General features: G+C 44.7%; 7 protein-coding genes. All 7 read right to left on the reverse strand.

Annotated features, from left to right (window positions below; all coding sequences use genetic code 11):
- Window position 1: 1 nt before the first annotated feature.
- The 7 genes from AAC155_RS06230 to AAC155_RS06260 all read right to left on the reverse strand — a co-directional run bounded on the left by AAC155_RS06230 (window position 2) and on the right by AAC155_RS06260 (window position 24,722).
- The gene (locus AAC155_RS06230; RefSeq protein ID WP_229015561.1) at window positions 2-9,826 is read right to left on the reverse strand and encodes a non-ribosomal peptide synthetase; all 9,825 of its coding nucleotides are present in this window, start codon (window positions 9,824-9,826) and stop codon (window positions 2-4) included.
- Window positions 9,823-19,665: a non-ribosomal peptide synthetase gene (locus AAC155_RS06235; RefSeq protein WP_113041436.1), complete on the reverse strand. Its 9,843-nt coding sequence runs from the start codon at window positions 19,663-19,665 to the stop codon at window positions 9,823-9,825. The genes AAC155_RS06230 and AAC155_RS06235 overlap by 4 nt, the downstream gene beginning before the upstream one ends.
- A 59-nt stretch (window positions 19,666-19,724) precedes the next feature.
- Window positions 19,725-20,180 (reverse strand): GNAT family N-acetyltransferase, encoded by a 456-nt coding sequence (locus tag AAC155_RS06240; RefSeq protein WP_113041437.1) that lies wholly within the window; start codon window positions 20,178-20,180, stop codon window positions 19,725-19,727.
- 18 nt (window positions 20,181-20,198) lie between these two features.
- Entirely contained in the window at window positions 20,199-21,047 is an 849-nt protein-coding gene (locus tag AAC155_RS06245; protein WP_113041438.1) for a cupin-like domain-containing protein, read from the reverse strand.
- Window positions 21,048-21,063: 16 nt separating this feature from the next.
- Window positions 21,064-22,374 carry a diaminobutyrate--2-oxoglutarate transaminase gene (ectB, locus tag AAC155_RS06250; RefSeq protein ID WP_191214776.1) on the reverse strand — a complete coding sequence of 437 codons (1,311 nt, stop codon included), beginning with the start codon at window positions 22,372-22,374 and terminating at the stop codon, window positions 21,064-21,066.
- A 38-nt stretch (window positions 22,375-22,412) separates the two neighbouring features.
- On the reverse strand, window positions 22,413-22,538 hold the full coding sequence (locus AAC155_RS06255) for a hypothetical protein (RefSeq protein WP_262405122.1): 126 nt from the start codon (window positions 22,536-22,538) through the stop codon (window positions 22,413-22,415).
- Between the two features lie 732 nt (window positions 22,539-23,270).
- Complete coding sequence (locus AAC155_RS06260) at window positions 23,271-24,722, reverse strand: bifunctional 2-methylcitrate dehydratase/aconitate hydratase (RefSeq protein ID WP_113041439.1); 1,452 nt, start codon at window positions 24,720-24,722, stop codon at window positions 23,271-23,273.
- Between the last annotated feature and the right edge of the window lie 34 nt (window positions 24,723-24,756).

Genomic DNA, 24,756 nt, shown 5'->3' on the forward strand with positions numbered 1-24,756 from the left:
ATCACCACTCGGTTACCTCATATTCTTCCACTACAGCCCCAATTGACTTGTTACGTTGAATAACCATTTCTTTTTCAAGCCAATCACATAACTGTTCTAATCTTGATCTCTCAAACACGATCGCAATCGGTACGCCAACGGAAAATGCCTGTTCAATGCGAGAAATTAGCTTCATAGCTAATAAGGAATGACCACCTAAATCAAAAAAGCTGTCGGCCATGCTTACCCTGTCTTGCTGCAACAACCCCTGCCAAATTTTCGCAACGCTTTGTTCCAGTTCAGTCACTGGCGCGATGTATCTGGCTTTTACAAAGTTATCTGCTCCAGGTTGTGGAAGGCGGCTGCGATCCACTTTGCCATTGGTATTCAGCGGAAAAGCCGCCATCTGCACATACGCAGATGGCAACATGTAATCAGGTAAGCTAGCCGATAAATAGGTTTTAATTTCGGATAAATCCAATGGGTTAGCCGCGATAAAATAAGCGATAAGCTGCTTATCACCGGCTTCTGTATCAATAGCAATGACTACGGTTCCGGTTATTCCATCGAACTTACTCAATTGGGCTTCGATATCACCGAGTTCAATTCTGAACCCACGGATCTTGACCAGATGGTCGTTGCGGCCAAAGTAGTTGATTTCACCGTTTTGATGAAAGCTGGCTAAGTCCCCGGTTCGATACACTCGTTTCCCAAAAACCCAATCGCAATCAAGATAACGCTCTGCGGTAAGCTGGGGCTGCTGATAATAGCCTCTTGATAAACAGTCCCCTGCCAAATACAGTTCGCCGATGGCGCCCATCGGGACAGGCTGCAAATACTCATCCAAAATATAACCAGCCACGTTAGGCAATGATCGGCCAATCGTCGGCAAATCAGGCCATGAAGCAGGTTCTCCCTGTAATGTCTTAGACGTTACGACATGAGTCTCTGCCGGGCCATAGTGGTTCACTAACGTACAGTGACGATGTGTCGTGAAAAATTGTCTGATGGCCGCCGTGATTTTGAGCCTTTCAGCGCTCGAAACAATCACCTTTAATTCAGGGAACTGTAGCCCATTGACACCGCTATATTCAGCCAAATTCTGCAATACCACATAAGGTAAGTTCAGAACTTGAAGTTGCGCCTGCTGGATTTGCTTCGCGAGCAGCCTAATATCCAACTGAGTCGATTTATCAATAAGCTGTACTGATCCCCCGGACAACAGCGGCATGAATATGTCTTCAAAACTGAGATCAAAACCGATTGATGAGAATTGTAACCAACGGTTCGGCCCCGCAAGCGCGGGTTCAAGCTGGCTAATACCTTGTAATAAATTGCTCAGCGCCCGCTGTGGCATTTCAATCGCCTTAGGCTTACCCGTTGAACCTGAGGTATAGAGCACATAACCGAGGTCATCCAAAGAGGATTCGATAGCCAAATTACTGATTGGCTGTTTGTCCAGTATCTCTGCTGTGCAAGGGTCATCCAATAACACCATTTTCTGGCGTTTTACCGCAATCCTATCGTTCAAGGCGCACGTCGTGACTAAGATCTCGTCAGACAGATCACTAAGAATGATGTTTAAGCGTTCTGTCGGTAATGAGGTATCCAGTGGCACATAACCGGCACCCGTTTTTAAGATGGCGATAACAGTGATGACCATCTCGAAGGAGCGTTCAATAAACATCACGACGGGAGTATTCACTTTCGCCCCCCGGTTCAGGAGAGACTGCGCGAGTTGATTGGTTCGTTGATTTAACTCACAGTACGTCATCGTCTCGCCATTAAAATTCAACGCAATCTCATCGGGAGTCGCCTTAACTTGGGCTTCAAATCTATCAATCAGAGTGAGTGAGTTGTCATACGGTAATACCGTTTGATTTAACGAATGCAGCAGGAACGCTCGTTCCTCAGCATCAAGGATGTCGAGTGACAGTGCGGCAACCTGTTCCTGACTTTGTAAAGCAGCAACAAGTTGCCTGCTAGCATTGATGAGATACACCACCAAGCGTTCAGCATCAAATCGACTGTCAATTTGGGCTGCAACAGAAAAATCATCACCAAAATCGTCAATGGATAGGGTAATCGGGTAATTGGTACGTTCTTTTACATTAACTAACTCAATGCCGGTTTTTTGCCAAAGCTGGTTAAGCTCACTTGTCTCGCCACTCACTTCGGAGTGACGGTAATTCAAGATACTGTCGAATAAACGGCTAGAACCGGCCAATTTGCTACACTGTTCAGCAATCGCAGTCGGTACTTGCTCGAATTGTAGCAAGCTAACCAGTTTCTGTTGCATTTCCTGCATTAACTGATCAACGCTCAACTGACTCAAATCAACACGCAGCGGCAAGGTATTGACGAATAAACCAACGACTCGCTCAACATGATCAACCCCTTGCAAGCGACCAGATAATACAGTACCGAATATGACATCTTTAGTGCCGCTGGTTTTTGCCAGAACCAATGCCCATGCCATGTGAAAAATAAGCGCTGGGCTTATCCGCCAGGCAGAAGAAGACCGACGAATCTGTGCGGATAAATCCGCAGGCAAGCCAACTTGGATTTCAGTGAATAAGTTATTGTCAACCATTCCACTTGTGATCCCAAAGGGTGCCGTGATTTCATCAACCCCAGCCAACTGCTCGGTAAAAAACTGCCGCGCCGCTTTCGTGTCGGTTTGGCTGATAGCGTTTAGGACAAACTCCCGATAACTCAACGCTGCCGGCAGTGATTTTTCATCACCTGCCAAGATAGCCAGCAACTCTTCTTGAATAATCTCCAATGACACATGATCACTTATCAGGTGATGCTCCTGCACCATGACATAGCGCTGTTTTTGCTGGCGGTCGATAAACCGGGTTACTCTGACCAACGGTGCCTGAGTAACATCCATCCATTGTTGTGATGGTTCCATAAACTGCGCTAACTGCTGCTGGATATCAACATCATCCCTCAAATCGATGTCAACCACCGGCAATGGTGCCTCTTTGTAGATAACCTGCACCGGTTCATCAATGCCTTTCCAAAAAATTCCGGTTCGCAGCGCATCATGCCGCTGTACTATTTTATCCAATGCGCCAATAAAGCTTTCCATCGCGGTGTTTGACGGAAATGAATACAGCATCGGCGTCACATAAAGGTCAGATTGCTCACACATCATGTGATGGAACAAGATCCCTTCCTGTAATGGCGCCAAAGGATAAATGCCAACAATATTTTGCTCACCTCCCGGCGACTGAGATACGATCAAGGCCCGCTCAGTTTCTGACAGGGAAACCCTACTTTCCAGTGCTTCATGGGCTGTTAACAGCGGTGATTCCTGCTCAATTGCCTGTAGTTGTTTCGCCATATCCCGCAATTTCGGGTATTCAAATAAGGCTCGAATATCCAATCGATAACCCTGCTTTTTAAGATGGGATAGCATCTTCATGCTCAACAACGAGTGTCCACCCAACTCAAAGAAGTTGGCAACAGCACTGACTTGCACCAATCCAAACAGTGTTCGCCAAATTTCAGCTAGCAGTGTCTCCTGTTCAGTGGCCGGCGCGATATATTCAATTTCTCCCTGAGCAACAAAATCTGGTTTAGGGAGCGCTTTACGATCCACTTTACGGTTGGCGGTAAGCGGTATTTCCTCTAGCACCACAAAAGCGGCGGGGACCATATAGCTCGGTAATTGCTGACTTAATAGGTGTCGGATCTCAGCAATTTTCTGCTGACCATCAAGGGTGATATAGGCCGCCAGATACTTGTGAGCCGGTTCATCCTCCCGAGCAATGACAACCGCATCGCGAATTGTCGGCAAGCTGCGCAACCTTGTTTCTATCTCCCCTAACTCAATACGGAATCCACGGATCTTAACCTGATGGTCATCACGCCCATAATATTGAATATCCCCGGCCAGTGAGTAACGTCCCAAGTCGCCGGTTCGATAGAGCTTTGGATAGCGGCTTGTAAAAGGATTATCCATAAATCGTTCACGGGTTAATTGCTCTTTGTTGATATAGCCCCGCGCAACGCCGTCACCCGCGACACAAATTTCCCCAACAGCGCCAAAAGGCACAAGCTGTTGGTTTTTGTCCAACAAGAAGATGGCCGTATTTTGAATTGGCCGCCCAATACTGAGGGTGTCTCCCTGAAAATCGTAGGCAATGCAAGTATTGACCGTGTATTCCGTTGGCCCATAGGCATTGACTAAACGGGGTAAATGCCCCGGTCGCCGGTACCATGCAACCACTTTATCCGGCTTAATCTGCTCGCCTCCGACACTGATTTGGCGAATATGCTCAGGGACCAATACCGTCTCTTCACTGACTACTTCGTGCCAGAACGTGGTTGGCAAATTCACCGCGCTGATCTGGTATTCCCGGCATCTTTGCCAGAAAGTGGCGACATCCATCAACCAATCTTCGCCACGTAAGACTAAAGTACTGCCATTACCAAGGGCGCCAAATATCTCTTCGATAGACATATCAAAACTGAGGGCGGCAAATTGCAGTACCCGATCCTGCTTTGAATAAAGATAGGCATCCGCAAGCCCCACCACCAGATTCACCAATGCCTGATGTTCAATCATCACACCTTTCGGCATGCCCGTAGAACCTGAGGTATAGAGAACATAGGCCAAGTGGGTAGAACACAAACTTAATTCAGTGGCGGGAATATTATCGGTTGAAAGCCCGGCAAACGAGGTTGTCGTCACATCAATGCTAAATGGACTGTTTTCAGGCAATAATTTCTGGTTATGGCTGTTGGTTATCACCATCAAAGGCTGTGCATCATCAATAATATAAGCAAGCCTTTCTTGCGGATAGGCAGGATCGAGCGGTAAATAAGCACTACCCGATTTCAAGATGGCAAGTACCGACACAATCATGTCAATACTTCGCTCAATACATATCGCAATCATTGAATCCGGTTTGGCGCCCTGAACAACCAAATAATGTGCCAACTGATTGGCTCTGGCATTAAGTTGTGCATAAGTCAACTGTTGTTCACCAAAGACCAACGCAATGGCATCCGGCGTTTGTTCAGCAAACGCTTCTATCCGCTCATGGATACATTGGCTACGGTCATACTCCACTGCTGTCTGGTTCAAACGATGCAGCAGGTAATCCTGCTCTTCCGGTGGCAACAGATCCAAATTGCCAAGCTTTTCGGATGGAGAAGCCACTATGCTCATCAACAAGGTCGTAAAACGTACCACCAGCCGCTTTATTGTCTCTTCTGCAAACAAATCCGTGTTGTACTCGAAATTAAAAGTCAGACCTTCCTCTGTCTGGCTAGCATCCAGTGTCAACTCATACATCGCATTGCGGGTCTGCTCCGGCCTCGGACACAAACTGACCTCTTCCAATTGCAGCGCCACACTGTCATTCGTATTCATAGAAAACATGATTTGGAACAACGGTGAATAACTGGTGCTACGTTCCGGCTGCAACCGCTCCACTAATAACTCAAACGGGACATTTTGATGCCGCTGGGCAGACAGGTTTATCTCCCGGACCGATCTCAGGTAATCGATAAACGATCGCTCCAGCTCACATTCGCTGCGCAATACCAGCGTATTGATAAAACAGCCTATCAACGGCGTTAATGATGTCTGCAAACGGTTAGCTATCGGGGTTCCCACCACAATATCTCGTTGCCCGCTGTGACGACCGAGCAGTACCGTAAACGCCGCGTGCAACACCATAAAAAGAGTGCACCCTTGTGTCAGCGCCAGTTGCTGCAACCCTTTGCTAACCTCATTGTCCAGACTAAATTCATAACTGCGGCCATGACTGGTTTGGTTGGCTGGTCGCGCGTAATCCAGAGGCATTCCGTGTACCGGGGGTAAATCCGACAACTGTTGCTGCCAATATTCTAACCCTGCCGCTAACTGAGATTCTCCTTCTGCACTGTGTTGCCAGACCGCATAATCGGCATACTGTATCTCCAGCGCCGGTAACGGGTTAGTTCGGCCTTGACGATAAGCCCGGTACAAACTCGTAAATTCCTTAACCAATACCCCCATTGACCAGCCATCAGAAGCGATATGATGCATGTTAAATAACAGCACACCTTGCTCCATCGAGGTGATGATGTAGTGACAACGCACCATCACATCCTGTGCCAAATCAAATCGGTAGGTCATTTCATGCTGAATGGCCTGTTCAATCCGTGCGTCTTGCTCAGCTTTGCCTATATCACTGATATCCGATTGAGCTATCCCAAACGACCACTCCGGCTTGATAATCTGCCAGGTTCCATTTTCATCGCTGTGGTAAACAGTACGCAGCACTTCGTGCCGATCTATGATGGTTTGCAGAGCCCGATTCGCGGCCGCCAGTTCAAATTGACCGCTTACCGTATAGGTTGACACCATGTTGTAGGCGGTGCTATCACCGCCAAACTGCTCAATAAACCAGATCCGCTGTTGAGCATAAGATTGCGGTAATAAATTTGTCTTGCGTTCAATAATAGGAATCGTCAGATAACGCTTATCCGACGCTGCATAAGGCACTCTTTCTGCAAGTAAAGCCACTGTTGCAGCCTCAAAGATATCTCTTACCTGTAAATGGCATTGACACTGCTCATTAACCTTTGTGATCACCTTAGTCGCAATTAATGAGTGGCCTCCAGCCATAAAAAAGTTGTCATCCCGGCCTATTTGCTCAATACCGAGCATTTCGCACCAAATAGCTGCCAGTGCTTCTTCTGTCTCGCCGATAGGTGGCGTACTGGCTTTAATCGCGATATCACTGTCTTGCGGTGCCGGAAGCGCTTTGCGATCAATCTTGTTATTTAACGTCAGTGGCAATGTTTCGAGCTGAATAATTGCCCTAGGCAACATATAGGCTGGCAATTTCTGTTCAAGATGTTGACGTAGCGCATCAATATCAATTTGTTGCTCGGCGACCACATAACCCACGAGATACTGTTGTGTTTGCTGATCGTTTAGCGCAACCACAACAGAACGGGTTATTTGTGGAAACAGGTTAATAACCTGTTCAATTTCGCCAAGTTCAATTCGATGGCCCCGTAATTTCACTTGGTAATCATTTCTGCCCAGATAGACAAGTGAACCCTCGGTAGTGTAACGGGCAAGATCACCCGTTTTATAAACCTTAGCGGTTAAACCGTCAGAGAATGTCAGGTTAATGAATCGCTCAGCAGTCAGATCTGCTCGTTTAAAATAGCCTTCAGCAAGCCCATCACCGCCGATGTATAACTCTCCCACCGCCCCAAAAGGCACCGGCTTTAATTGTTCATCAAGTAAATAAATCGTGGTGTTGTTTAACGGTAACCCGATAGTAACAAGTTGCTGCTCAAGCCGTTGTGCGTCCAGTTTCTCAATGGTTGACCAAACCGTGGTTTCCGTCGGTCCGTACATATTCCAGAGCGCGTTGCCTTTGCTCAATAATGCCGTTGCTGTCGCTAATGGCAAAGCCTCGCCACCACTGATCATTTTTAACGACGAGCGCCCCTGCCAGCCCGATTCAAGCAACATATTCCACGTTGTTGGCGTGGCTTGTAACAACGAAATGTTATGTTGTTCGAGTAGCGCAATCAGCCTGGCGGGATCAGTCACATCCTGCTGCGCCGCCACTACACAAGCGGCACCAGACAGCCAAGGCAGATAGAGCTCTAACACTGCAATATCAAAGGAAATCGTCGTGATGGCTAAAATATTGTCCTGTGCCACACACTGCAAGTTATCTTGCATTGAGATCAAGAAGTTATTAACCGCAGAGTGGCTGACCATAACACCTTTGGGCTTGCCCGTAGAACCCGAGGTGTAAATCACGTAGGCCAGAGCAGATGCGGCTAAACTGATCGACTGTTTAGGAATATTTGTGGTGGGTGATTGGCTAAGATCAAGGTGATCCAGTAAGCAGGTGAGTTCCGCAAAACCGACTAATCGAGGTGCACATTCGCGGTTGCTTATAATACATTGTGGCTCCGCATCGCTCAGCATATACCGCACTCTGTCGGCAGGAAAGCTGGGATCAACCGGAACATACGCAGCGCCTGCTTTCATCACTGCCAATAGTGCGGTAACCATGTCGATGCCTCTGTGCAACAACACCGCAACTCGTCCACCCGTTGAAACGCCCTGAGCTCTTAATTGATGCGCTAACTGATTAGCGCGAGCATTGAGTTGAGCATAAGTCAACTGTTGGTTGCCAAAGATCAGCGCAATGGCATCCGGCGTTCGTTCAGCAAATGCTTCTATCCGCTCATGAATGCATTGGCTACGGTCATACTCTGCTGCGGTCTGGTTCAAATTGTGCAGCAGATAATCCTGCTCTTCCGGCGGCAACAGCGCCAAATCACCAAGCTTTTCGGTCGGAGAGGCCACTATGCCCATCAGCAAAGTCGTAAAACGCGCCGCCAGCCGCTTTATTGTCTCCTCTGCAAACAAATCCGTGTTGTACTCGAAACTAAAAGTCAGACCTTCCTCTGTTTGCTGGGCCTCTAACGTCAATTCATACATCGCATTACGGGTCTGTTCTGGCCGCGGCTGCAAACTTACCCCTTCCAGTTGCAATGCCACACGGTCATTCGTATTCATAGAAAACATGATTTGGAATAACGGTGAATAACTGGTGCTGCGTTCCGGCTGCAATCGCTCCACTAATAACTCAAATGGGACATTTTGATGCCGCTGGGCAGTCAGGTTTATCTCCCGGACCGAGCCTAGGTAATCGATGAATGATTGTTCGAGATCACACTCGCTGCGCAACACCAGCGTATTCATAAAGCAGCCTATCAACGGCGTTAATGATATCTGCAAACGGTTAGCTACTGGGGTTCCTACCACAATATCCCGTTGCCCGCCGTGGCGACCGAGCAGTACCGTAAACGCCGCATGCAATACCATAAAAAGAGTGCAACCCTGCGCCAGCGCCAGTTGCTGCAACCCTCTGCTAACCGCGTTGTTCAGGCTAAATTCATAACTGCCGCCATGACTGGTTTGATTGGTTGGTCGCGCGTAATCCAGAGGCATCCCGTGTACTGGGGGTAAATCCGACAACTGTTGCTGCCAATATGCTAACCCTGCCGCTAACTGAGCTTCTCTCTCCGGGCTGCGCTGCCAGACCGCATAATCGGCATACTGAATCTCCAGCGCCGGTAACGGGTTAAACGGGTTAGCCCGACCTTGGCGATAAGCCTGATACAAGCTCACAAACTCTTTAACCAATATCCCCATCGACCAACCATCGGAAGCAATATGATGCATGTTAAATAACAGTACGCCCTGCTTCATCGAAGTGCTGATATAGCGACAACGCACCATCACATCCTGAGCCAAATCAAATCGGTAGGTCATTTCATCCTGAATGGCCTGCTCAACCCACGCCTCTTGCCCGGCTTCGCCTATATCATGGATATCTGATTGGGCTATCTCGAATGACCACTCCGGCTTGATAACCTGCCAGGTTCCATTTTCATCGCTGTGGTAAACAGTACGCAGCACTTCGTGTCGATCTATGATGGTTTGCAAGGCCAGATTCGCCGCCGCCAATTCAAATTCACCACTTACCGTATAGGCTGACACCATGTTGTAGGCGGTACTCCCACCGCCAAACTGCTCGATAAACCAGATCCGTTGCTGTGAAGAACTTAGTGGCAACTCTTGGGTTCGAAGAGCCGGTTCAATCACCATTTCATTACCAGGGATATCCACTCTGCCTTTATCGAGAAAATCAATCAGCTCAGCTTTGTGTGCTTTAATCCTGGCTTTTAGTTCATCAGGGAAGTCAGCCCCTTTTAGCTTAAACCCTAACTTACCCTCTTTACTGAATAGCAATACACCCTGCTCATAAGCATCTTTAACTAATTTAAACATGTCCATCATAACCACCCCTCTTCACCTGCCGTTTCAAGCTCACTTTGGATTTGTCCTTGTAATTGCTGGTTGCAGATTAATTCTGCAAGCTCATGCAAGAGAGGTGTCTGGAAAACCTGCATAGCACCAAGCTCAATGACAAATGCAGCATTGATTTCCGTGACTAATTTGATTGCCAATAATGAGTGACCGCCTAGTTCAAAAAAGTTATCGTTACGCGATATTTGTTTGACATTCAGTACCCTTTGCCAAATTGCCGCCAAAGAGATTTCCGTTTCACCAACCGGTTCAATAAAATTATCGCTTTTATCATGCTCTGTATTGAGTTCAGGCAGCCTCTTACGGTCAATCTTGCCATTAGGCGTCAACGGCCATTCTTCAACCACCACCATGACTGACGGTATCATGTAGTCTGGCAAGGATTTGGCTAATGCAGATTTGATACCCTGAATAAACTGAGTTTGAGCCTGCTGCCATTCCTCTGCACGCTCCCTCTCATTCGTCAGCTTATCCGATACCTGTTTGATATAGGCAACCAGTTGTTTGTCGCCTGTCAAAGTTGTCTTGACCAGCACCAGAGACGAGTTCACTCCGGCCTGCTGATTGAGTTGATACTCAATCTCACCCAACTCTATTCTGAAACCACGGATTTTCACCTGATCATCAATACGACCAACGAACTCCAAATTACCGTCTGACAGGTAGCGCACCAAATCGCCGGTTCTATACAAACGCTCACTACTATTGATATTGGTCAGATCATGCAATGGGTTGGCAACGAAGCGTTCCTTCGTGAGTTCAGGACGATTGAGATAACCACGGGCTAAGCCCGCGCCGCCGATATAAAGCTCCCCCGTAGAGCCGTAAGGCACAAGTTGCTGCTCTTTATCCAAAATATAAGCCTGACTATTGCTAATAATCCTGCCAATAGCCGGTGTGGTGTGCACGGGAGAATCCAATTTCGCCCAAGTAGAATATGTCGTATCCTCTGACGGTCCATATAAGTTATAAACTGTTACACCTTGATTTTTCTCATATATTGCATTGACCAAATTTGCAGATAACGCCTCGCCGGCCAAATTAATAACCCGAGTCCCCTTCGGTATCGCATTTTGTTCAACCAGAGAGTTCATTGCCGAAGGTACTGTATTTATCAGAGTCACCTTGCGGTCAATGCCTTGATGTAGAACCAGAATGTCCTCAACAATACACGCCCGTGTACCCGAGACTAAAGGTAAAAACAGTTCAAATATTGATAAATCAAAGTTCAGAGACGTTGACATGAGAACACAAGCAATGTCCTCCTTGGTATATTGCGAACAAGCCCAACTGAGCATGGCAATTGTATTACTATGCTCAATCATCACCCCTTTAGGTTTACCCGTTGATCCTGAGGTGTAAATTACATAGGCCAGATGACCGGCAGTCAACGCCAATGAATGCTTATCCAGATTAGTGGTAGGGTAGTGGCGGTATGCCGTGCTGATTTGACCATTCGCACAGCCAAGGTTATCTAATATCACCCGATGACCATTGAAGCCTGATAGTACCTGCTCCAGATGTGATTGGATCAGCACCACCTCAAGCTGAGCATCTTCCAACATGTAACCCAAACGTTCCTGAGGATATCTTGGGTCCAGCGGCACATAAGCTCCCCCCGCCTTGAGGATCGCCAAAATGCCAATTACCATCTCCAGTGAACGCGCCACGCATAAACCGACTAGCGTATCCGGTTCAATAGCGTGGTGTTCCAACAGATAGTGCGCCAACTGGTTGGATTTTTCATTGAGCTGCCTGTAAGTCAATTGGCGATCACCGCACTCCAGCGCAATGTTATCGGGGTTTTCTTCGGCCTGTTGTTCAAACAGCTCATGGATACATTGGTTCTTTGGATATTCTACATAAGTATCATTGAGAGTATGCCGCAGGTACTCGATCTCCACATTTGACAGCATCGGCAAACTGGCAAGCGAAACCCGTGTATCGTCATCGGCCTTCGTCGCTTCGGCCAGCCCTACCAGTAAACGTGACAGGTGATCATTGAGCTGCTCAATATGTTCATGACTGAACACGCTGGTGTCATAGACCCAGTGCAAATGCAATCTATGTTCACTAATACTCAAGTCAATATTGAGATCAAACTTGGTTTGGATATGGTTCGGAGCTATTGAATTCAGCTTCATTCCCGGCAGGCTGAAGGTCACCTCGCCAACGTCACTAGCCAGTCCATAATCTGTATCGGTCGTCAACATGATTTGGAACAATGGCGTATATGCTGTACTCCTTGTTACTTGTAACTGTTCAACCAGTTGTTCAAACGGCACGTCTTGATTGGCCTGAGCATCCAGATGCACCTGTTTGACATGAGAAAGGTAATCACTAAGCATCGCGTGCCGAGTATCCACGCGTAATATCAAGGTGTTGACAAAGAAGCCAATAAGCGTTTCCAGCTCTGCCTGCAAACGGTTCGCCACCGGCGTACCTATCACAATGTCATGGCTGTTGCTGTGACGAGATAGTAATAATGCCAATGCAGCATGGAACAGCATGAACGGAGTCAGTTGATGCTGTCTGGCCAAACTGACAAGTGCTTGCGTCGTCTCCTCCGGCAATGAGCCTGTCACCACGGCACCTTGATGTTGTCTCACCTTCGGCCTCGGCCTGTCCAGCGGTAAACCGTGTACGGGTGGTATCTCATCCAACTGCCGCTTCCAATAGCTGATCTGCGACGCTAAATACTCACTTTGCAACCTGTCACGTTGCCAAACTGCAAAATCAGCATATTGAATATCAAGTTCCTTTATGTCGACATTATTCCCATTGCGTAAAGCATCATAATAAGCAATAAACTCATGGGTAAGAATATCTTCAGACCAGCCGTCAGACGCAATATGATGAGCATTAAATAGCAATACGCCATTATTGACTTGACGTTGAATAAAGGTGGCTCGAATCATTAAATCACGGCTTAGATCAAAAATTTGTTTAGCGTCTTTTTCCATTAATTCAGCTACATGCTGACTTTGTTGCTCCTTAGGCATACAGGTTAAATCAATATAATTAAGCGTCAGATTTCTCCCAGATAAAATTTTCTGGAACGGTTTGCCATCTTTCTTAATGTAGACCGTACGTAATATTTCATGACGCTCGATGATTTGATTAAGTGCGAGTTCAGCTACGCCAACATCAAATTCGCCCTCAACAGCAAATGCAATCGGCATATTGTATTCCGCACTACTTTGATCAATTTGGCTAAGAATCCACAAGCGTTCTTGCGCAAATGACAGAGGCAGTAACTCACCAGTTCGTGGCTGTTTGGGAATCGAATCCACTGTCGTCACCGCCCGCTGTTCAAGCATAACCGCAAGCTCGGCAAGCGTTGGATGATCAAAAATAGCTTTAACGGCAATTTCCCGTCCAAGTTCTGCACGTATTTTTGAAATGACCCGAATAACCAATAAAGAGTGGCCGCCGAGGTAGAAAAAATTGTCGTTTCGACTGACCCGGTTAACATTGAGTACTGATTGCCAAATACCGGCTAATGCTCGCTCGATCTTGTTGGCAGGTTCAACCCACTCAACGTGATGATTCACTAAACAAGGCTTCGGCAATGCATGGCGATTAATTTTATCCGCCGCATTCAATGGCATCTTATCCAGAATCTCATAGTAGCCGGGGATCATATAATCCGGTAAGTGATGGCTTAATCCCTGCTTAATGTTATTAATAATCTGCTCAACCTGAGCAACATTTGCAGTTAATACGAGATAAGCAACCAGGCAATTTTCACCCGTTCTGTCTTTATGAACGAGTACCGCAGCTTCCGCCACTTGGGGTAACTTCACCAAAGCCGACTCAACTTCCCCCAGTTCAACACGAAAACCGCGAACTTTTACCTGATTATCAATACGCCCGATGAGTTCGAGATTGCCATTGGCGTTCCAATAACCTAAATCGCCGGTGCGATAAAGCCGGGCCCCATGCCCGTTCATGGTGTGGAAGGGATTATCTTTAAAACTTTCTGCCGTTTTTTCAGGTTTATTCCAATAACCTTTGCCCACACCAACACCGGACACACATAATTCGCCAATAACATTAGTCGGCAGAATTTGCATATGTTGATCCAGAACATACATGGTCAGGTTTGGCAACGGCTTGCCTATAGGAATATTTTTAACCCGCTCTTCTAGCGGTTTGTTAATAATAAAATAGGTAATATCGTCCGATGCTTCGCTAGGCCCGTAACCATTCATCACCGGAATCTCAGGGTAATATTGCAACCAGCGATTAACCAAAGGCACAGGACAAGGTTCAGCAATAATCATTAACCATTTCAGATCCGGCAATGGCGTTGCTGCCTCACCCTGACTAAGCAAGTGTTCTAACAATATTTTCAACACGGACGGAGCGGTTTGAATCAGATGAATTTGTTCGTCTTGCAACACACGAACATATTCAGGCAAATCCATCGCATCAGGCAGAATGACTGTTTTGCCCCCACTTAACAAAGGCGCCAGAAATTGCCACACAGATACATCGGAAGAAGAAGCTGCACTTTGTAGAAAGTTACGTGATAACAGTTGGTTATCACTCCCCATAAAACCGAGAACATCAAATTCAGCATCAATATGATTCAAAGCCCCGGCATGGTGCACCAACGCACCTTTAGGTTTGCCAGTAGAACCGGAAGTATAAATCATATAAGCCAGATCATCAGGATAACACTCGATCTCCGGGTGAGTATTTGGGTAATGATCCAATGAGGGCCAGTCAACATCCAACCAAAAACGTTTCTGACCATTGAAGGTTAACCCATTTAAATGGCTTTGCGTTAAAACCACATTAACCCCAGAGTCAGCCAACATATACGACAAACGCTCAGGAGGATTAGTGGGGTCCAAAGGAACGTAAGCAGCGCCGGCTTTCATAATGCCAAGCATGGCAATGACAAACTCAATGGAACGTTCTGCATAGATAGCAACAATATGATTGCGTACCACGCCTTGTGCTATCAAGTAGTGAGCTAGCTGATTAGCACGCTGATTAAGTTCAGCATAAGTGATGCGATTTGTATTACATACAGCCGCAATGGCCGCCGGTGTTTTTACTACCTGATGTTCAAAGCGTTGATGAATCGCCACTGTTTTATCATAAGCAACGACAGGACTATTAAATTCATTAATAATCCGCTGCTGTTCGCGAATAGGCGTTATGGATAATGTCAACAATGGTGTTTGCGGAGCTTGACCAAGTGTATGAATAATCGCTTCCAATGCTGTTCTTATATACGTCAGAACATTATTCGCCCCGACTTGTGACTCAACATGAACTTGTATTATGAAATCATCATCGAGTTGCTCAACACCCATTTCTAACGGATAGTTGGTATACTCTTTAGTGTCTATCATTTCAAAATGATGGCTTTGGTTGGCAACAGCTAATTCGCTTTTATGACTGAAATTCAACAAACTGGTAAACAAGGGCGTGCCACCCGGCAAAGCGCTGTAACGCAACGCCTCGGAAAGCGGAAAATGCTCATAGTCAGCTAATTCAATGAGCTCATCATGAATCTGCTTTAATGCTTCGCTTACCGACAAATCCGCCAAATTGATGCGTATAGGCAACAAATTGATCAACATGCCCAGAATACGATCACTACCATGAATAGCTTGCTGTCGTCCTGACATCATGGAGCCAAAAACAACATCGGATTTACCGCTGCATTTGGCAACCACCAACGCCCAAGCCAAATAAAAAATATTCGCAGCGCTGATACGGTGTTGAATAGACAGGCCAATAATCTGTTGCGCTAAACGCGGACCGACCAATTCTCTGACAGTCTCTATTTTCAATCCGTCGTTATAAACATCTAATAACCCGAAAGGCGCGGTGGTTTCAGCAACATCAGACAGTTTAGCTTTAAAGTAATCAACACCGCTATTGGATTGATTAGCGCTTAACGAATAAGCAACAAACTCACGATATTGAACCGGGGTGGGCAATAATACATTTGGATCTTCAAGCAAAGCGTGCATTTCTGCAATTTGCAATAAGACAGAAATATGATCACTTAATAAATGATGTTGCTTTAATAGTAGAAAACACGCATCGGTCTTCGTATCTTTGGCCGCAATCGCTTGCATCATAGGCGCACGATCCAGCTTCATATGGTGGTGTTCAATAGCAGATAATTCCGCCAACGTTTCCAATGCTGAGAAACCTGGAGCAACAGCTTGCCATTGTAAAGGAACAGCAGCGGTTCGATGAACAACCTGAACTGGCGTGGTTAAATCATGCCAATGAATAGAGGTGCGGAAAATATCATGACGCGCCACTATCTTATCAAGCGTATGTAGAAATGCGGTCAGCTTTTGCTCATTAGTAAACTTTATCAGAATGGGAATGATATAAGTATCATGCTGTTCATTCATTCGATGGTGAAAGAAAATGCCTTCCTGCAACGGCGATAATGGGTAAATATCTTGTATGTTACTGGCGCCGCCCTCAACTTGTTGGCAAATAACTGCGATCTCTTTTTCATTCAAAATCACCATATCCAACATATCAGGCGTGATATGTTCAACATGCTCTGCAAGCTTGTTAACCGCCACCTCTTGGTGAGTTAACGTTTCCTCATCCTTACGGACACAAGATAAATGTAATGCCAGTTCTGCCAGCGTGTTAGTTCGGTAAATCGTGCGCATAGGCAGTTCATAACCACGTTGAGCCAACTCTGCTCGCATTGACATAATTAATAAAGAGTGACCGCCCAGAGCAAAAAAGTTGTCATGGCGACTGACTTTATTTAAAGCTAATAGCGACTGCCACAGTTGTGCTAATACCCGCTCAGCTTCGCCTTCAGGGGCAACAAATTCCTGCTGACTATAATCTTGTTTTTGTGGTAGCGGCAATTGCTTAAAGTCTAATTTGCCGTTTTGTGTCAGGGGTAATTTTTCTAACTGCACAACGGCAACAGGCAACATGTAATCAGCCAGTTTGTTCTTCATCGCCAGACGAATGGCATTAATATTGATGGTTCCTTCAGCAACAACGTAAGCAATTAATTGCAGTCGATCATCAGAGCCAAGCTGTCGAGGATAAACAACCGCTTCATGAATGCCGGGATAATCCATTAATTGATTGCTGATTTCTTCCGGTTCAATACGAAAACCGTTTATTTTTACTTGGTTATCATTGCGCCCAATAAATTCTAAATTACCATCGGGTAACTGACGTACGATATCTCCCGTGCGGTAAAGTCGCCCCGAACCAAAAGGATTAGCCACAAAATACTTCGCGCTATCTTGTTCACGATTAAGATAGCCACGTGTTACACCTGTTCCACCAATATATAATTCCCCCTGAAACCCTAAGGGGACACTTTTTAAATTCGTATCTAATATATAAAGCTGAGTGCCATAATTAGCTTTACCAATGGGGATCATCGCCGTGACATCAGCCAAGGATGTCATGCAGTAAGCAGACGCGGTTACGGTTGTTTCGGTCGGGCCGTATGTGTTGATAAGTTCGATAGCAGGACCACGTTCGAACCATTCGCGAGCACTAACCGATTTAACCATTTCGCCGCCTAAGATCACTAAACGTAGTGACGAATCAATAGGTTGACGACTGTAATTCACCAGTTGATGCCAAAAAGCGGTAGGTAAACTGGTCACCGAAATTTCATGATGTCGGCAAAATGCCCAAAATGCATCAAAATCGTAATGAATATCATCAGCTCGTAACACCAGAGTGCTGCCGTTACATAAGGAGCCGAAACATTCTTCCACGGAAATATCGAAGCTGACCGAAGAAAACTGCAAAAACTTATCATGTTCAGTCAGTCTATAAAACTCTGTAATGTGTGCAATAAAATGACTCAACTGTTTATGTTCAACCATCACCCCTTTGGGCTGCCCCGTTGTGCCGGAGGTATAAATCACATAAGCCAGATGTTCCAACTGTAAGCCAATATTGCTTGCAGATATGTTTGCCACAGAACGCAAAGCCAAATGTTCATTAAGCTGAGCATCATCCAGCAATAGTGTTGTGATCTCGCATGCTGCGAATCGATACGCAATGGAAGACACTGTTATGCAAACAACAGGTTCAGCATCGGTCAGCATAAACTGCAAACGAGCATCGGGATAATCAGGGTCCATAGGTACATAAGCAGCTCCGGCTTTCAGCGTCGCCAACATCGCCACGACCATCTCGCTCGAACGCGGCAAGCAAATAGCAACACGGCTATCAGGCCGAACCCCCTGCTCAATTAAATAGTTAGCTAACTGATTGGCTTTATCGTTCAATGCGGCGTAAGACATTTGTCGTTCGCCATCCTCGATAGCAATGGCATCAGGATGCCGTTTTGCATATTGCTCAATTTGCTCATGCACTAATGTGATGGTCGGACAGACAGGTTTTTCTCTTGGCACAGCCGATTGACTAAGATGCCATAACGCCTGTTCAACGTCTTTACTCACCAGATCAAGTGAAGTTAATAACGCTTCAGGCTGTGCAACCATTTGTTCAACCAAAGTCATAATGCTTTGCAATAAATGTTCAGCCTGATGTGACGAGAAATAATCATGACGATAATCTAGTTGAAGCTGAGTGCTTTGCTTGTCACCGTAATCACATAATATAACGGTGAGAGGAATATCTTCACGTCCATGGCTAAGGTAATGAGTCTCCGTATCCAAGCCACTAGCACTGAAATCAAAATCAATCTGTTGATAGTTAAAAACAATATCAAAAAGACGTTCACGACCTTGAGCACGTAAAGACAAATCCTTATATAAGGCACTCGAAGGATAAGAGCGATAACGATAGCCACTTTTTATAGTACGTGCTGTCATTGCCACTGATTCAGCCACCGACATCTGCTCATTTTGCACGCACATTACCGGTAGCATCGATATAAACGAACCAACCATATTGCGTTGAGCTGATGTAGTACGATTATGTAAAGGCGTCCCGATAAGGACCCCATCACTTTGGTTGATACGGTTTACTAGAGAAGCAATAGCTGTAATAAAAAGTGGCGATATGGGTAAATTGCACTGACTCGCCTTGGTTAAAAATGACTGATATCTATCAGGTTTGATAAAGTGTACAAGCCTGCTGTTTTTTCTTGAATCAGCAGTTCCAAAGCCTTCTTTCCTACATTGGAAAGGCACATCCGGCAAGTGATGAAGCAACTCTTTCCAGTATTTAGCTGCTTTGGCGAGTTGCTGACTATAATTCTCCGGTAACGGTTGTGCCGCAAGATCGAGAAACCGTACTCCCGTGTTTTCTTTAAGCGTATTTCCCAGTTCCAATTGCTGGTAGGCGTCGAAAATACTTCGAAACCAGTTAGCATAACCGACACCATCAATGATGATATGGTGAGAAATAAAGTATAGCCAGAAACGATTTGCAGCCAACTGAATTAAGCCGACTCGATAAAGCACATCCTGTGCTAATCTAAATGGCTCAGAGAATATCCGTTCAACAATAGCCAAAGCTTTAGATTCCGCCTCTTCTTCACCCGAAAGATCTAAATGAGACAGTTCAAAGTGATGGTCTTGAACAATATGAGCAAACTCGACTGTACCTTTTAGCGCATCCGAATCAACATGATGCGGCATTGAGTACTTATCAACTATTAAGCATCGAAGTACAGCGTGTTCTTGGATAGTGTGTTTTATGGCGCATTCGAGATTCTTTATATTAATAGACTGTTTAATCTCAACATAACCACCTATATTGAACGCTGAGGTATCCTCTCTATTTATATGATCAAGATAAATTTCCTTTTGCTGTTGATTTAGTGGAATAACAAGCTGTTCAACTTTATCTAGAAACATACTATAATCCCTTTGAAAGATGTTATTTTTAGTTTTTATTATTTACAAGCTCATTAAAATCATCCCCTAACAATAATTTCAGCCAGCATTTCCTCATATTCATCATAATAGCCCACTTCCACAAAACCAAAACGTTGATAAAATGATTTATGGCGTTCGCTAGTTTCGTCATAACAGACAGTAATCCTGTGACAATCAGGCTGCTGTTTCATTTCATCCAGTAATAACTGCATCGCCGCTCCGCCAATACCTTGGTTTTGGTAAGACTTATCAATCATCATTCGATACAGATTATATTCGTTGGGTTTGCCTTCATTAACGCAGCGCTCATACATTGCAAAACCCACCACCTCCTCGTCGTAGCAGATCACTCTTGCTCTGCAATATTCATTAAAATGTGATTCGACAATTGACTCTGAATTTGGCGCGACGAAAACTTCCTGTCCAGGTTCAACTTCAAGAGACATTACATCCTCATAGTTGTCTTTATCGACATCAATCAAAGATACTTTCATAATTAACCTACTTGCTTTCTAAGAAATATAATTAAGATACGGGCGGTACTTCTCGAAAAAATTTTCGCGCTTCATTAATCCCAAAAGTCCACATAAACTTAGCCAATTGTAATACAAATTTTCACGCGGCATTTTTTCTTTAATGCTCCTAAAACTGACAAGGGCCGAAGATCGAGTATGAAAATCGATATTAAAAGAAATGCTATCAGTCAACGTTCTTACATGATGAAGCATACCCGCTGGCATGATTAATATATCGCCTTGATGCACCTCAATCGTGGATTTGTTTATCTCACCCACATGCTGAATTTCAGGATTATACTCAAACCAGCGCCACCCTCGACGAGAACAAGCATCTCTTTCTTCCCAAGGAATAAAAGAGAATCTTTTACTTCCCTTTATCTGAAAAAATAGATTGTTCGTTCTTAAAGTATCAAAATGCAGTGGCGTTATAGCGCCGGCTGGAGACATAAAAAATTGAACAAATTTCCACCATTCATTGCGATAAAGCTTTGGCAAAATAGTTAGAGGAAAATCACTAACATCATCAAGTAACTGCTGAGCTTGTAAAAAGATAGGAATGTCATGACAATAGGGAATATCGTTACCCACCTCCCCTTTTTTATATGCATTCAGAATTTCTAAATAACGATACATTTTGTTTTGCTCAGAACGTACGCCATTTGCATCAAAAAATTTGATCACAACGTCAATTTGAGGACACTTATCTTGAAAGTATTTAGCATCCCATTGTCTTATCGCAGGCCAGTCTTGCAATAATCCTCGGTAAACAATTACGTATCCCCGAGCAAGTGTCTGATGAAATTCAAGCTGATTAAACTTAGTAAGTTCTACTACACGGCTCATAATTCTACACTCCTAGCTAATAATTGCTGCTAACCGGTAACCTTTGAACTTTACTTTCGACGTGATCACTGTTCCTCGCTTTTAAACTGGCGAGAGCCTGTTCTATAATCTTCAATCCTTTTACAAGTGTCTCTTCATCAATAGTCAAGGCAGGCATCAATTTCAACACTTCATCATTGGGGCCGCACAACTCCACAATCAAACCATTTTCAAAGCAATGCTTCACCAAATACTGTGTTAATGAGGAATCCATCATTTCTATACCTTGCATGAATCCAATCCCTTTAACTCGCAGTACAAGTTCATGATACTCTTTAGCTAAAGCGTTCAAGTGCGTTCGGATTAATTCAGCCTTATACTGAATTATTTTCTGAAAAGAGCTGTCGCCCCAATATTCATTTAACATCGCTTTTGAAGCAACAAATGCTAAGTTATTACCTCGAAATGTGCCGTTGTCTTCTGCCGGTTTCCACACATCGATATCGGGAGAAATAAGCAGTAAAGACATAGGCAGCCCAATACCGCCAATAGATTTGGAAAGACAAACGAGATCAGGTTTAATATTTGCGCGCTCAAAACTAAAGAATGTTCCGGTACGACCACAACCAGATTGAATGTCATCAACGATTAGTAGAATGTTGAACTCTTCGGTCAATTCTCTCAACGCTCTCAACCATTCAACAGAAGCAACATTTAATCCGCCTTCTCCTTGTACAGTCTCAAGAATTACCGCAGCGGGAAGATCAACCCCTGAACTGGAATCGGTAAGTAACTTTCTAAAATATCCTATATAATTAAATTCTCCATCGATATAACCATCAAATGGTAAGCGCGTAATCTGAGAATATAACCCAGGTTGGCGATGATGTTGACTACCTGTTAAACTGAGCGACACCCCCGTCATACCGTGAAAGGCGTTGGTAAAACAAACAATATTTTCTCTTTTTGTATACTTTCTTGCTAATTTTACCGCAGATTCAATGACGCTCGTACCCGTAGGACTGGTAAATTGTAAACGATATTCAAGCTGCCTTGGTTGCAAAATTTTATCAACAAATGTCGATATAAACTCCATTTTTGCTTCCGAGTACAAATCAAGCCCCATAATAATACCATCATCTTGAATATACTTAAAAATTTGTTGTTTTATGATTGTATTATTATGTCCATAGTTCAGCGCCCCAGCGCCACATAAAAAATCAATGTAACTGTTACCCTCTATATCGATTAAGGTAGAACCTATACCACTTCTAAATACTACGGGAAATCTACGGCAATATGAACGAGCTTTAGACTCATAATTATTAAATATTTCTTCTATTTCCATAATAACTCCACAGTAATTCAGATAAAAGCCAAATTGATTTAAGTCGGAGTAATCTGTTTATACCCGTCATCTTTCAAGTTGCCTCTTTGTTGGCTGCACTCGCTCACCCCGGTCACATAGTTATCTATGCTCCGGGGATTCACTCCCTTGCCGTCGCGATCCATCTTGAAATCCATAGGGTATATCACTATTTTATTCCCTAATCTATTTTTCTAAAAAATAGCCATTTCTGCTACCTGTAATTATTTCCTGTAATTATTTCCTGTAATTTCTATCTATAATTGTTGCCTTTATAATAGGTATGGATAGACTTGTATTCACATAATGGTTTTGTAAACATAGAACTCCGCATATTTCTAATATCTTTTTTATTCCATAATGTCATTTTTAAATCCACTGCGGTTATAACCCCATTCAAATTATAGCCAATTAGCTTTGTGCTATTTAATTCTCTACTTCGATATATGTTGAAAAATAATAGCCAGCCAACTTATACGAAGGCAAAAGTAAAACACATCTTGAAATAATTTTTTATATTTAAAGTACAAATGGAACATTAACATAGGCTGAACATTAACACAAACAAAACACTAATAAAAGCCAAACACTAATCAAAAAAAAACGAATATATTAGAAAGAAACCCTCGGAGTTAATTACAAGAGTTATAGTTGTGCTCAACAAACGAAATCATTCAGATATTCAAATGCCACTTTCCTCTTTAACAAAAACCTCCGTAAACCCTTGCCCAGTCACGAAGCTGAGAGACAAAATAAATCCGTGCCGGGCGGCCCACACTACCAATTTGTTTAAGGCGTTGAATAAAATAATCTCTCCTAGTGCTGCCGTAGATGATAGAGCGGCACTTGGGAGAGCGGCCGCCGATAGTATTGGAAATTCAGATAACGTATAAGTCGAGGTATTCGTTTACCGGCATGTTTTCTAGCAACGAACAGTCAAGGGAAACAGACAGGATTCTCCTCTGTTGCGTTTCAGGGAACTGACGTGCCAGGTTGGTTCTGAATTTTTTCAGCAATAATGGAATGCCTTCCTTACGGCGACGAGCATGACCGATGGGGAATTCAACTTTGACTTCATCAAGCTGGCTGCCATCTATAAACGTAACAGTTAATGCGTTAGCAATAGAGCGTTTTTCCGGATCATGATAATCATGGGTAAAATCAAGATCTTCAACACACACTATTTTTTCCCGCAGTGCATCAATGCGGGGATCTGCCGCAACGCTATCTTCATAATCCGCCGCAGTAAGATGACCAAAGATCAAAGGAATCGCAACCATGTACTGAATACAGTGGTCTCTGTCCGCAGGATTGTTTAACGGGCCTTGCTTATCGATAATCCGTATACAAGCTTCATGGGTACGAATAGTGATTTTTGTAATGTCATTGATAGTCTTACCAGCGTCTTTCAGTTGTTGATGCAGGCTCATTGCAGCTTCCACCGCAGTTTGCGCATGAAATTCTGCCGGGAAAGCGATCTTGAACAGCACGTTTTCCATCACATAAGAGCCATATGCACGCTGGAATTTGAAAGGCTGACCATTGAACGAGACATCATAGAATCCCCACGTTTTTGCGGTTAATACCGAGGGATATCCCATTTCACCCTTTTGCGCCATCAGGGCCAAGCGAACCGCGCGGGATGTTGCATCACCGGCAGCCCAAGATTTACGTGAGCCGGTATTGGGAGCATGACGGTAAGTTCGCAGTGATTGACCGTCAACCCAAGCCAATGATACCGCACTCAGGATCTCTTCTCGGTTCAACCCCAACATTTCAGCAACAACCGCCGTCGAAGCCACTTTTACCAGCACAACGTGATCTAAACCGACTTTATTGAATGCATTCTCCAGTGCAAGACATCCCTGTATTTCATGTGCTTTAACCATACCCGTCAAAACATCTTTGATCGTGAGCGGCTTTTTCCCACCAGCAACAGCATTTCTTGATAGCCAGTCAGCCACTGCCAAGATGCCACCGAGGTTATCGGATGGATGTCCCCATTCAGCGGCAAGCCATGTGTCATTGAAATCTAACCACCGGATCATCGTACCAATGTTAAATGCCGCCTGTACGGGATCGAGTTGAAACTGGGTTCCCGGTACCCGCACGCCATTGGGCACCACTGTCCCCGGCACAATCGGCCCTAGTAATTTCTTACAGGCCGGGTATTCCAGTGCCTCTAACCCACAACCCAACGTATCCAGAAAACAGTAATAAGCCGTTTCATAGGCAACGGATGATGTGATGGCGTATTCCATAACATAATCCACAATATCCGCAATGACCTGATCATATTCAGGATGATTGCTTGCAACAGAGGTAGACATAATAATTCCTTGTTAAAAAAACACCCATGCAGGA

Source organism: Photorhabdus sp. HUG-39 (assembly GCF_963878365.1).
In the GTDB taxonomy this organism is placed as follows: Bacteria; Pseudomonadota; Gammaproteobacteria; order Enterobacterales; family Enterobacteriaceae; genus Photorhabdus; species Photorhabdus kayaii.